The following is a 12,505-nucleotide window of genomic DNA, read 5'->3' on the forward strand; positions in this document are numbered from 1 at the left end:
TTTTCCAGCTACCGCGCTCTCGCTTGGTGGCCTTTTTGTCTAGTTGGGGGACGAGTCCCCCAACTAGACAAAAAGGATATTTATTCTCCCACAAACATTTTACTCATACTTTCCTGAAATCCCTGAAAAATTGTTTGCCACGTTTATTCAAACTAAAATCCGGAAAAACTACCAGAGCAATATAATTTACAGAATGGATTAATTTGTTTATGATTACGCTTATACTTTTAAAAAGGAGCATAAATAGATGATTAAAAATGAGCTATTATCTTCGTTTACCTTGCCCAATGGAGTAACACTTAAAAACAGAGTAGTTATGGCTCCAATGACCAATTTTTCTTCCAATCAAGATGGGACTGTTACAGAAGCAGAAGTGAACTATTATGCACATCGTTCTCCGGGAGTAAGTATGGTCATTACTGCATGTACAAACGTTACGCGTAATGGCCAAGGTTTCCCAGGTGAATTTGCTGCCTATAGTGACGACTTTATCCCTAGCCTAACGAAATTAGCTTCACGTATTAAAGAACAAGGCGCAAAAGCAGTTCTCCAAATTTTCCATGGTGGCCGGATGTGTCCTCCTGCCTTAGTGAATGGGGATGTTGTGAGTGCTAGTAACATACCTGCTGAAGGAAGCGGAAATCCAACTCCACGAGCTTTATCAGTATCGGAAGTCGAAGCAATCATTGATGCTTTCGGGGAAACTACACGTCGTGCGATTGAAGCTGGTTATGATGGTGTGGAAATTCATGGAGCAAATGGCTACCTTATTCAGCAATTTTTCTCTCCTCAATCCAATCATCGTAAAGATCGCTTTGGCGGAAGCCTTGAAAAACGAATGACTTTTCCATTGGCGATTATCCATCCATGACACTCCTAACCGAGGCTAATATCAGATTTATATTTCAACATGTGATTCATTGATTACAGTAGCTATAATGTCTACAATTTCATTGATATTCTTAGCTTCACCAAATTTAATCATCGGAATAGAAGCATTGACTATCTCTAATGTGTTAATAATAATCTCAGCACGGTCAATCGAGTTTGCTCCTAATTCTTGTAAGCTATCCTGAATCATAATATTTACACCCTCAAGTTCAGGAACAATCTCATAAATACTTTCTTTAATAACTTTAAATATTTCGTTTTTTAGCATATTCATCTACATCCTTTTCACTCAAATTATTTGTACTAAAAGAGTATATAGAAGCATATTTTATAATATAGGAGATGCATTCTTTGTTTGTTGTAATAGACGTACTTCTATATGTTAATTAGGCATTATAATTGATTACTTAAATATCTTCGAAAATAGGTTAAAAGAAACCCATTTTAAGCTAAACAGTGAAAAAATCCGATTTTTTTCATTATACTTGTCTAGGATTTATGTATAATTTCTCAATTTTTTCTTTAACTTCTGGACGATGAAAGGTTATATCATGCATTTTAATCTCTTGTTTAACAACTTCAGAAATTTTTTTTCGATGCTCGTTGACAAGTTGATCCTTTAATGAAACTAACGATATTCTAGGTTTTTCTGCAATGATTTCAGCAAGCTCTAGTGCTTGATTTAATACCTCTTTACGTGGATATACTTCAAAAGGGATACCTCTTTTTTTTAGCTCCTCCCCACGAAAGGTTCTAGCACTCATCAAAATGTCTTCAGCCAGAGCTATTCCAAATTTAGCAGGGAATATATAAGTTGAACCAAAACCTGGTGTAAATCCGAAATTCATAAAGTTAGCAGTATAAACACTTTCTTTTGAAAAAATTACGAAATCCGAAAACATCGCAAACGCTAAACCGCCACCTATTGCATGCCCCTGTACAGCAGCTATTACAGGAATTCTACAATCTAAAGGAAGGCTATAGATATTAGTAGTTCCAGGTGAAATTTTATCAAAATTAGCCTTTCCTTCCTGAATAGCTAATAAAGCATCCTTCGTGCCCCCTGTCGCAAAGTAGTTATCATAACCAGTAATAACCATTACTTTATATTTAGAATTTTTATCAACTTCCGCAAATGCTTCCCTAATTCCTAGTAACAATTCATTTGTAAATGTATTTTTGTTTTCTCTGTCTTGCATTTTTATTAATGCAATTCCTGGTTTGATTTCCTTTAGCTCTACTACCGAATTCATTATTCAACCCTCCCATGGATACACTCCATTTTCTACAAATTGATAAATCCGACTTAAGTTATCTTTATCTGTAAATATCTGCTGATTAGCAGTAACAGCACCATTCTTACTCTTGATAAGCATGTCATTTAGGTCACCCATATAGTTTTTATAATGTTGAATTGCCGATTTAGGCAGCTTAGTTAGGCGAGTAAGATGTTGTTTTAAGAGCACATTACTTTTTGCCTGATATGCATCAACTAATCCCCAGTTATGAGCTTGCTTTACATCTATGCCATTTGTTTTAAGAGTTAAATAATGTGCTCTTTGATAACCTATTTTACGTGTCAGAAAAGGTAGAACCATTGCTGGGTATAAACCAAACAATAACTCGGACAAGCTAAATACAGCAGTTTCGTCAGCTATAACAATATCGCTTGCAGCAACAAATCCCACTCCCCCAGCATTGGTAGTTCCACGTACATGTGAAATGGTAACAAACGGACCATTCGTCATTTTCAACCACAAGTCATAAAGTATATCTGGTCTATAGGCTTGTTCACTACTTTGCTTCATGTCTACTTCTTGTAAATCTGCACCAAAACAGAATACTTCTGGGGAACCTTCAAAAATAACGATACTACTTCTTTCTTTACATATCTTCATAACCTGTGTACATTCTCTTATCAGTACCTCATTAATTGTATTTTTTGCCTCTGGACGATTAAATTGTATAAAACAAATAGGATCTTCAAACCGGACTTTTAGTGTTTTCCACTCCAACCTTATACCCCCACTTGAAATTTACTTTACATTAACCTGCATCACTAATTCGTATACAGCGGTAAACTCACCCTAATTTCTAATGTATTATTCTGTATGATTGCTTGAGTGCTTCCACCCATCTGTTCGGCAAGAAGCTTTACTATAGATAGCCCTAGACCGCCAGATTTACTTCTTGCTTGATCCCCAGTATAGAAACGTTCAAAAAGCCGTTCCCCCTCATTTGCTGTCAAGTTTTCTACCTGGTTTTTGAAGGAAATAATGGCATTTTCCTCCATAAGTAAACTTACTTGGATTTGCCCTTGTGAATGTTGAATACAATTATGAATAAGATTTTTTATTATTCTTTGAACCAAATGTTTATCAGCTAAAACGAAAATAGATGGTGTCTGATTTAATTGAATGGATAATTTATTTTCTTCCAGGTAGGGAATAAAAGTCACAAGACATTCTCCTACAAGGCTATTAAGGTTTGTTCGTTCTAAATTAATCATTGGCTCAGCATTTGAAAGATAAGAGTACTCAAAGAAATGTTGAATCAAATTTTCTAAGTCTTCTGTATGTTTTTCAGCAATTTTAAGCCTTCTTATTTGCTCTTGAGACAACTCTTCTCGTTTCATTAATTGTTGATAGCCCTTAATTGCAGTAAGTGGCGTTCGCAAGTCATGAGAAATATTAACGATTAATTCCTTAAACTTCTTATCTTCACGTATACTTTTAAGACGAATATTCTCTTCGACCTTTAGATATTTGTTAACAATAGTTGTCAGTTTATTAATGTCTTTATTTATTAATTCAACACTTACAGGCTGACGGGTATGTTCTCTTAAACGTTTTTCAAGCTGCAAATTTATTTTACGGAGTTGTAGTTGCATAAGTCCGATATAGATGACTAATACAAGAATTATTACTATTAAAATAACAACTACAATATTCACTTCTGACCAGCCTTCCAATTATTTAATTTCTGACTTTCTAAAAACTCCATTTGTAATGCTAAGCATCCATACAATAAATAATAGGCTGACACCAATAGCTTTTAAAATATCAGCTATTTCTGAATCCATGAAAAGATCCTGATTATTTACAGAAAACGGTGTAAAAGAAAGGATATTTTCTATAGCCGAAATTTCAGTCCCCAAACCTCCTAGTATTTGTAAAACCATGATAATACCGAAGCCTAAGAAGATAACTAACGAAGTCTTTCTTACGATAAACGCAAGAAGTATACCTATACTCATTTGGGAAGCATATGCTAACATCATAACAAGCATAATAACAAGCATTTTTCCTACTACTGCTCCTGTTAAATTTAGTTCTGTCTGATTTGCTAAAATATGAAGGAATATCGATGCAGAAAACGGTTCGGAAAACTCCGCTCCAGTGGAAAACGCAATGATTGTAACGACCGTGTACGGTAAAATCATAAGGAATACTAATAAATATAAAACAATCGCTTTACTAATAATTACAACGCCTCTACTATTGCCACAAGAGGAAATCGTATCATTTATTGATTTGTTACTAAAATCGCTACATATATAGATACCTGCTAAAAATGGTCCAACAATTGCTATTGTCATAACATCACTTAATCCTGATATGGGTCCACTTATTTCAGCACCTACTTTTCCTTGAGCCACTAAATAGGATACTAATGTCACAATTGCGGCGGCAGCCCACATAATTAAAAACAATATTTGAATAGATTTAGACTTTTTTAATTTATATAGATCAGCCTGAATGATATTAATCATTTTTTTCACCTCCAATAACAGAAATAAAATAGTTTTCTAACGTATCTCCCTCTACAGAAAAATTTGTTGCAATAATTCCGTTTTCAAAAATAGTCTTGGCAACTTTTTTCTTATCATCAACATAGCTATAAAGTTTTATAGTCTTATCAGGCATTATTTTATAATTGGTAGTGCCTAATTCTGTTTCTAATATAACTAGAAGATCCTCCGGGTTTTCACATTCAATAAGAAGATGTCTCTGACATTTATTCTCCAGCTCTTCTAGCGTTAAGGTTTGTTTGATTTCTCCATCATGGATAATAATATAATCTGTTGCTACCTGATATAACTCAGGGAGATTATGACTTGAAATAATAACGGTTATATGTCTCTCTTCACATAGCTTCTTAAGTAAAACTCTTATTTCTTTCACACCAATTGGATCTAGCCCATTAATTGGTTCATCAAGAATAAGTAATTCAGGATTATTAATCAAAGAAACTGCAATTCCCAATCTCTGCTTCATACCAAGTGAAAAATCTTTAACCTGTTTTTTTCCTGTATCACCCAATCCCACTAACTGTATTAGTTCATCCTCAATTTCTTCATTCGAAATACCTCGTAAAACTCTATGATATCTGATGTTTTCCTTTGCTGATAGACTGAGGTTAACACTCGGTGATTCTATCATGCACCCAATTCTCTTACGTTCAGCTTGAATATCTTTAGGACTTTCTTTCCCAAAAAGCTCCATTTTCCCTGATGTCGGAAAACTTAGACCTGCAATAATCCTCATTAAAGTACTTTTACCAGCCCCATTACTTCCAATTAATCCATATATTTTTCCAGATTCTATTGTAATGGAAACATTTCGTAACGCATCTGCCTTACGAAATGTTTTGGTAATATCGCTTGTTTTTAACATATAATCTATCATCCATCATCACCTCAATTCCAAATATAATATCTAAAAGTTAAGAAAAGGTTAAGAATAAAAAAAGGGTTAAGAAAATTTTTTCTTAAGCCTTATACATGCGATATCCTAATCCCCATACTGTTTCTACATAGTCGATATCAGGGTTAACCGTTTTTAATTTATTTCGCAAATTACTGATATGTGTTTTTACTGAATTATCATCTCCTAAATATTCTTTATTCCATAAAGATTCATAAATATTACTTTTCGAATAAACTTTTCCAGGATTCCGCATTAATAATTCCATGATGAGATATTCCTTTGCAGTTAGGTCTAATTTTACTCCAGATAAAGTAAGTTCTTTATTCGTAATATCTAAGTTTAAATCTCTATACTTCAATACATTATTTGCTTTCTTCTGACTATTATAATGACGTAGGTTAGTCATTATTCTAGCGGAAACTTCTCCTAAGTTAAATGGCTTTGTTATGTAATCATCGGCACCTAATCTTAATAAGTCAATCTTCGTTGAAACCATATCTTTAGCCGAAATAATGATTATCGGAATGTCGTGAAATGCTCGAATTTCTTTTAAAATTTCCTCGCCACTTTTATATGGAAGCATGATATCTAACAAAATCAAGTTGTATTGATTCTTTTTAGCTTCCATTAGACCTTCCATTCCATTAAGTTCAATGCTCACTTCATATCCTTCATCTTTTAAAAACTCTGCTAGCAATCTACTTACATCTTCATTATCTTCAATAATCAGTATTTTTTCCATTTGTGATTAATATAGAAGTAGTGCTGTTTTCCTGCACTTTACTTCCAACTGTATGTGATCCTAAAATACAGTTTCTCCTTTCCTTCATTTTCTAGTTTATAATTAAATAAAAATTGCTACTCTGAAAGTCTCTTGTTGTCCGAATTTTAAACCTATTAAGCTATTCGACCAAAGGATAGTATAACCCTCTTATTTCTTTATTTACTAAACAAATTGCTTCTAAAGTTTTATAAATTTAACATCATTCCCTTACCCCAAGTCCTATATTGTTGCTATTTTGTTTAAACATACCAAGGTACTAAAGAGAATTCATAAGAAGTAACAAATAAATAAAGAGGATGTTTAAAAAAATAGAACACCCTCCGTTACTGAAATTCATTTGTTAGATGACTCTTCAAAACTTTCATAATAGTAAATATTCTTAAAATAACTTATTCACTTTCCAACATAATAAGTTTCCGTCGGCCCTAAATAGCTAGCTGCCGGCTTCTTACCTTCTGGATAGATTACTAGCTTTTCTAATACATATCCTGGGCTTACTGCATAAATTCTTAGTGTATTCAATCCTGCTTTACACTCGATTCGATGACAGTATCGATGGATATTATTCAGCACATCCACTCCCCAATTATCACTTTCCCCAACGATATATTCTTCTGGGATAATATTAACAATGTTGATGTCATCCTCATTTGCTTGGATACCACAGAATAACGTATTATCCTTTGTAACTGGATTAGAAGGCTGTAGATATAATTCTACTTCATAGGCTCCAGCTTCCTGTATGACAAAATGATATTCCAGATAGGGTGCATCCTCCCCTACTGAAAAATGCTTGGTTGTTGGAAAAGCCTTCACGGCAGATAATGTTTTGCCATAGCCTTCAAGCACTTCAAATCGATACATGTCCCCCTGTTGATTCACTGCTTCCTTGTTTAGAAAATAATGCTCGGCTTCTATCGAAATATAGCCATTCGTATCTATAAAAGTCCGCTCAGGGAATTCTTTGTAATCATTTTGGGCTGCGTATACTAGAATGGTACACGTACCACAAGGCATTTCTACGACAATACGCCCCTCTGAATCGTCTCCCATTTCCTTACGATTAATGCTCACCTGAATGACTTCCGATGTTTTATCTCTACCATCCAAACTACCACTCGTTTTCGAACATGTTAGCCATTGGTTTTCACAAGTAATCATAAAGTCTGCATTTTTGTCACTTAAGCTAGAAATAGTGAATGTCGCTTCCTCTATATGCGGCTGTAGAAATGCATCTAAATACAGTGTATTATTATGCCATGCTGGGCCTTCCGAATGCTGATTCGTCCCATCTATGGAAACAATTAATCTCGGTTTATTAGCGGGGAACACTTGCATAAGAATTGGGTTTTGACATCCTTCTTCATTCCAGTTCGTAAAACCGATATGCTCAGACATCCCCATTCCATACCACTTCCCATTATCAATGGTATGATATTGCTCAACCAGTTCTCTATCTCTGGTCAAACACGCTCTAATTTGTTCCGCTAATTTGTTTGCTTCCATTTTACCAAGCTTGGCATCATCATGATTTTTCCCGGTAAGAAGCCACATCTTCTGCAAGTTCAAGTTTCCTACAGCAGGATAATAGACTAAAGAGAAAAACTTTGGTAATTTCTCTGAATCCACTTGTTTATATAGTGCCTCTGCAGCCTTTAAAAGATAATCGATTTGCTGTAATGTCTGATCTGTTTCCCTATAATGAACAGGATGATAGACTTCTGCATTCATATGCTCTGGTCTGCGATTATGTGCCATTTTCGTGTAGCCTGTTAGGAGTTCAAAAACCTTCTCCTTTTTCACTTCATTAAATACACCGTCAAACTGGGTATCAATCCATTTTCTCGTATAATCATCTGTCTTATTTTTGGCAGAGGTTCCCCATTTTTCAAAGTCATAAGCCAAATCTAAGAAATAAGATAACGGGAATTCCTGTGTAGCAATATCTCCTACATTTACAATCCATAAATCCCGAACACCAAAATCGTAAGCCATTGTCATCTGTTCCCATATCTTCGGAAGATACGAACTATTTATCCATTCATAGGAAATGGGTCCACCATGATAATCAAAATGATAGTACATCCCATAGCCACCTGAATGGCTGCGCATTTCTTCTGTTGGCAATGTACGCAGATTTCCATGGTTATCATCACAGAGCATAAGAATGATATCTTCAAGCTCCTCCGATCCGATTAAGCCAGCCGTATGTTCATCCCCATAAAAGAAGGGTTCTACTTCTTTATATAAAGCTAGCATTCTTGGAACTTCGGAAAGATTTGGATTGATATTTTCTCGGATTAATTGATTTTGCGTTTGGATGACATTTCGCAGTAATTCGATATTATCTGCAAGGGTAGCATCTTTCCCCATAATAGTTGTATCCGCTTCCCCACGCATCCCAACCGTAATGACATTTTCAAAGTTTCCGTTCCGCTTCAGACCATCTTTCCAAAACTTCGTAATGCCTTCTCTATTTGCAATAAAATTCCAGGCGTCTCCATAAATAGAGTCCTTCCCACGCAAATATTTATATTCCTCTCCATTTCGCAAACAAGGCTCATGATGGGACGCCCCCATGACTACCCCATATTCATCTGCTAATACTGCATTTAACAATCCTGGTCCATCCTCGCTAAAACGAGCAGACCACATAGCTGGCCATAGATAATTTCCTTTCAATCTCAGCAATAATTCAAAAACATGGTCATACATTTCCGCATTAAAGCCGCCAAAATTCTTCGTCGTCCAGTTTCCAAAAGCAGGCCATTCATCATTGATAAAAAAACCACGGTAACGCACAGACGGCTCTTTCGAAAGATATTTTAAATCTCCACTTAATGAGAAAGACTCTTTATGCTTTGGTTTAACATCACACCAATCCACCAACGGAGAAACGCCAAGGAGCTCTGATAAATGAAATAGCCCGTAGATTGTTCCACGCTTATCACTCCCAGCGATTACTAGTGCTTTTTCTACATCTTCAAAGGGATTTTCAATGACTTGAAATAAATAAACTTCCCTCTTTCCTTTCACTTCTGACAGATCAATCAGCTGTTTCTCTTCCAATTCATGAAGCATTGGGCTATGGTTCAAGGTTCCATATAAAACAGCATGCTTTCCAAGCTTCTTTCTATCCGAAGTCGCTTGTGGTGCATAGCCAAACACTAACTCCACATCCCCCATAACCTTTCTAGCAATTTTATGTATTCCACTAAATGCCTCTTTTTCTTGGTAAATTAAGGAGCCAGTATGATCAACTGCTGTTACACTTTTTAACATGTCTCTGTTAATCGTAAATTCCATATAAACACCTCTTCTATTGGTTAGGTTTATGACAGATTTTTTACTAGTGGTTGATATCATTGTAAGCGATTACCATTAGTTCTATAACAAATAATACCATATTCTATTTTCCATATGTGCAAAAGAATACAAATTACAGCTTTCTATTAAAAAAAACAGTAGGATTCCCTACTGCTCAGCACTATTTATTTCATCTTTTAGATCCTGAATTCATTCATCTCTAGTCTTTTCAAAAAAAGCATTCACCCGCTTCCCAATAGCCTCCTCTGAAACCGTCAAAAGCTTACCATCACCGACAATCTGCTTCCCTTTCACATACACATCCTTGATAGCATTTGGCTGCATCGAATAGACAATATTTGCAATTAAATTAGTTTTTGGTAATAATGACAAATCATTCGTATCAATCGCCACAAAATCAGCTTGCATTCCCTGTTCTAATTTTCCGATTGGCAAACGCAGGATTTCTCCAGCATTTTTTGTGCCCATATCAAATACTTGCTGGGCATTTACAATCGTTCCATCCAATCTATCAACTTTTTGCAAAATCGAGCACATTCTCATTTCCTCAAAAACAGAAATGCGATTATTGCTACATGCACCATCTGATCCCAATGTAATGTTCACACCTGCCTTCACCAAATCAGGAATCTTTGTAATTCCATCAGCTAGAAACATATTGCTAGATGGACAATAAGCAAGAGATGTGTTTCTAGAACCAAGGAGGTCTATTTCAGCTTGTTCTAGCCAAACCAAATGAATCGCGATCATTCGCTCATCCACTACTCCTAATGAATCTAAGTAATGGACTGGTCTAAGCCCATATTTCGCTAACGTCTCTTCCACCTCAAAGGGTTCTTCTGCTACATGAATATGGAACGGTGTGTCAATTTCACAAGCAAGACGATGCCCGGCTTTAATCATTTCCGGAGATGCAGCATGTGGACTATGCGGCGCTGGTTGGATATGGATCATCGAATTGCCTTGATATTTCTTCGCAAGCGCATAGGTTCTGGAAACAGCATCATCAATTGTCTCGATATACGCTTTTGGAGCACCGTCCCAATCATACATTGTTCGTGCTAACACAAGTCTGATCCCAACATCCTTCGCAGCCTGGATAACTGCTTCATCATAGGCTATCCCATTGTTATGCACATAGAAAAAGTCACTGACCGTTGTCACCCCATAGCGGAGCATTTCTCCAAAAGCAAACAAAGCACCAGTGTAAATCGCCACTTCATCTAAGTAAGGCGTATATTTATATAATGCCTCATCTCGCCATTCCAAAAATGGTCGATCGACCGCAATCCCTCTCAGTAAACTTTGAAAGGAATGATTATGCGAATTAACAGTGCCTGGAATAATCGTTTTTCCTTCTAATGAATGAACCATAGCCCCTTTATACTTTCCCTTTAACTGCCCAGTCGGACCAATTTCCTTAATCACTCCATCTTCCACATATAAGCTATATTGTTCTTTAAATGTTCCGTTCGTATAAACACTATCCCCTATAAATAAATTCCCCACCGATTTACCTCCTTAAAGACTATTATCCAATGCCAAAATAGAATGCAGTAAAACATTGCCGACTTTTTCTATGTCCTCCATCCTGCTCTCCTCTTCAGGACAATGACTTTTCCCAGCTAAACTCGGAACAAATAACATACAAGCTTCGGTGATCGATGCCATATGGGCAGCATCATGGCCTGCCATGCTCCCTAATCGGTAAGACGGAAAGCCAAGATTAGCCGCCTGCTCCTCACAACATGCCATTAACTTTTCACCCATCGGTACAGGCGCTTGATCAAGCTTTACTAAACGCTTTATCTCCACCTTTCTATGTCTATGAATAATTTGTACCTTCTCTTCCCATTTTCCTAAGACATCCTGAATTTTCTCCCTCGTTTGCCCTCTAATTTCTAAAGAGAAGGTTACTTCGCCTGGTATAATATTCGTTGCATTTGGCTGTACGAAAACCTGGCCAATTGTCCCAACAACCTCTTCATCAGGGTAGTTTCGTAAAATTTCTTCTAGGGCAAGCGCCATGCTTGCTGCTGCTAAAAATGCATCCACTCTATCCTTCATTAGTGTTGTCCCTGCATGATTCGCATCCCCTCTAACCGTTACTTCTTCACGGTAAATCCCAGTAATACCCGTTACAATTCCAACTGGGATATCACGTTGCAGCAACCTTTTCCCTTGTTCAATATGAACCTCCAAATAAGCGGCAAATTCACGAGGGCTTCTTACTGCATTTGCAAAATTATTTGAATTTCCCCCTGCATCTTGTAAAGCCTCTGTTAATAATCTTCCGTCTGTATCTGCTACACCTATAATATCTTCAGCTGTTAATTTTCCAGTTATTGCTCTACTGCCAAAAGTGGAGAAACCAAATGGGTTAGGCTCCTCTGCGCTGAATGAAACTAGCTCTAATGGATGCATTGTTTTTACGTTATTTTCTTCTAACACACGCATCACTTCCAATGCGAGAATCACTCCAAGCGCTCCATCATAGATGCCGCCATTTGGAACTGAATCAATATGAGAACCAAATGTAAGAACAGGTAATTCTGGATTATTCCCTTCTTTTCTCCCCCAAATATTTGCTGCTTCATCTACATGGACAGCTAGATTCAAGGAATGAAGCTCCTGCTTTAACCAATTTCTCGCTTCCATTTCAGCGGGAGTAAATGTCGTCCGATCCATCCCTCCATTTGCATTACGACCAATCTCCCCTAAAGCAAACAGCTTCTGTTCTATTCTTTGTTTATTTACATTAAGCATTTTCCCCCTCGCTCCCTCTCGTAATTCT

At 36.4% G+C, this 12,505-nt stretch carries 10 protein-coding genes and 1 pseudogene; 1 reads left to right on the forward strand and 10 read right to left on the reverse strand.

Annotated features, from left to right (window positions below; translation table 11 throughout):
- Positions 1 to 247: 247 nt before the first annotated feature.
- A pseudogene (locus tag ACTQ5K_RS16620) lies at positions 248 to 862 on the forward strand (oxidoreductase); the annotation flags it as partial.
- A 36-nt stretch (positions 863 to 898) separates the two neighbouring features.
- On the opposite strand, the gene ACTQ5K_RS16625 reads toward ACTQ5K_RS16620, so the two are convergent.
- The 10 genes from ACTQ5K_RS16625 to ACTQ5K_RS16670 form a co-directional block, all read right to left on the reverse strand.
- Positions 899 to 1,159 (reverse strand): acyl carrier protein, encoded by a 261-nt coding sequence (locus ACTQ5K_RS16625; protein WP_031536442.1) that lies wholly within the window; start codon positions 1,157 to 1,159, stop codon positions 899 to 901.
- A 211-nt stretch (positions 1,160 to 1,370) separates the two neighbouring features.
- Positions 1,371 to 2,147, reverse strand: coding sequence for a polyketide synthase (locus ACTQ5K_RS16630; RefSeq protein ID WP_031536443.1), 777 nt, complete (start codon positions 2,145 to 2,147; stop codon positions 1,371 to 1,373).
- On the reverse strand, positions 2,148 to 2,906 hold the full coding sequence (locus ACTQ5K_RS16635; protein ID WP_031536444.1) for an enoyl-CoA hydratase/isomerase: 759 nt from the start codon (positions 2,904 to 2,906) through the stop codon (positions 2,148 to 2,150). It abuts the gene before it with no gap.
- A 44-nt stretch (positions 2,907 to 2,950) separates the two neighbouring features.
- Entirely contained in the window at positions 2,951 to 3,844 is an 894-nt protein-coding gene (locus ACTQ5K_RS16640; protein ID WP_031536445.1) for a sensor histidine kinase, read from the reverse strand.
- 18 nt (positions 3,845 to 3,862) lie between these two features.
- Entirely contained in the window at positions 3,863 to 4,663 is an 801-nt protein-coding gene (locus ACTQ5K_RS16645) for an ABC transporter permease (protein ID WP_031536446.1), read from the reverse strand.
- Complete coding sequence (locus ACTQ5K_RS16650; RefSeq protein ID WP_031536447.1) at positions 4,656 to 5,579, reverse strand: ABC transporter ATP-binding protein; 924 nt, start codon at positions 5,577 to 5,579, stop codon at positions 4,656 to 4,658. Before ACTQ5K_RS16650 ends, ACTQ5K_RS16645 begins: the two co-directional genes overlap by 8 nt.
- A gap of 82 nt (positions 5,580 to 5,661) precedes the next feature.
- Positions 5,662 to 6,342, reverse strand: a complete 681-nt coding sequence (locus tag ACTQ5K_RS16655; protein WP_031536448.1) for a response regulator transcription factor — start codon at positions 6,340 to 6,342, stop codon at positions 5,662 to 5,664.
- A gap of 435 nt (positions 6,343 to 6,777) precedes the next feature.
- Complete coding sequence (locus tag ACTQ5K_RS16660) at positions 6,778 to 9,690, reverse strand: glycosyl hydrolase 115 family protein (protein ID WP_441994087.1); 2,913 nt, start codon at positions 9,688 to 9,690, stop codon at positions 6,778 to 6,780.
- Positions 9,691 to 9,900: 210 nt separating this feature from the next.
- Positions 9,901 to 11,220, reverse strand: coding sequence for an amidohydrolase family protein (locus ACTQ5K_RS16665; RefSeq protein WP_251629253.1), 1,320 nt, complete (start codon positions 11,218 to 11,220; stop codon positions 9,901 to 9,903).
- Between the two features lie 12 nt (positions 11,221 to 11,232).
- A complete protein-coding gene (locus ACTQ5K_RS16670; RefSeq protein WP_251629255.1) occupies positions 11,233 to 12,477 on the reverse strand; it encodes a Zn-dependent hydrolase in 1,245 nt (414 codons plus the stop codon).
- Positions 12,478 to 12,505 lie beyond the last annotated feature (28 nt).

This window comes from Niallia sp. Sow4_A1 (assembly GCF_052116745.1).
Lineage (GTDB): Bacteria > Bacillota > Bacilli > Bacillales > Cytobacillaceae > Niallia > Niallia hominis.